Source organism: Xanthomonas cucurbitae, assembly GCF_002939885.1.
In the GTDB taxonomy this organism is placed as follows: domain Bacteria; phylum Pseudomonadota; class Gammaproteobacteria; order Xanthomonadales; family Xanthomonadaceae; genus Xanthomonas; species Xanthomonas cucurbitae.
In genome coordinates this window covers 1-292 of record NZ_MDED01000164.1, presented here as the reverse complement: position 1 = coordinate 292, position 292 = coordinate 1, and the positions used below count along the sequence as shown (strand labels likewise).

General features: G+C 66.8%; 1 pseudogene. It reads left to right on the top strand.

Going from position 1 to position 292, the window contains the following annotated elements:
- Positions 1–292, top strand: a pseudogene (locus XcuCFBP2542_RS19210) (hypothetical protein); the annotation flags it as partial.

Below are 292 nucleotides of genomic sequence, written 5' to 3'. Positions count from 1 at the left end.
TGCGGTGCTGACCGCGCGCCGCTCGGCCGAGTTGCTGGAACAAGGTAATGCCACCGCCGCGCAATCGGAGGTCACTCATGCGCTGGCCCGCAATGTCGGCGGCTGGGCTGGTGGTGCGTCCACCGCTGCAGCGCTGGGCGGCAGCGGTTTCGTGCCCGCCGCCTTGGTGGTGGGCGATGCGCTATTGATGAGCAAGGCCTTCGACAAGGGCGCCGATCTGCTGGACAACCGCGCCATCTATCACCAGACCGACAAGCAGGGCGTGGAGTGGCAGTTCAATGGCCGCAACTGG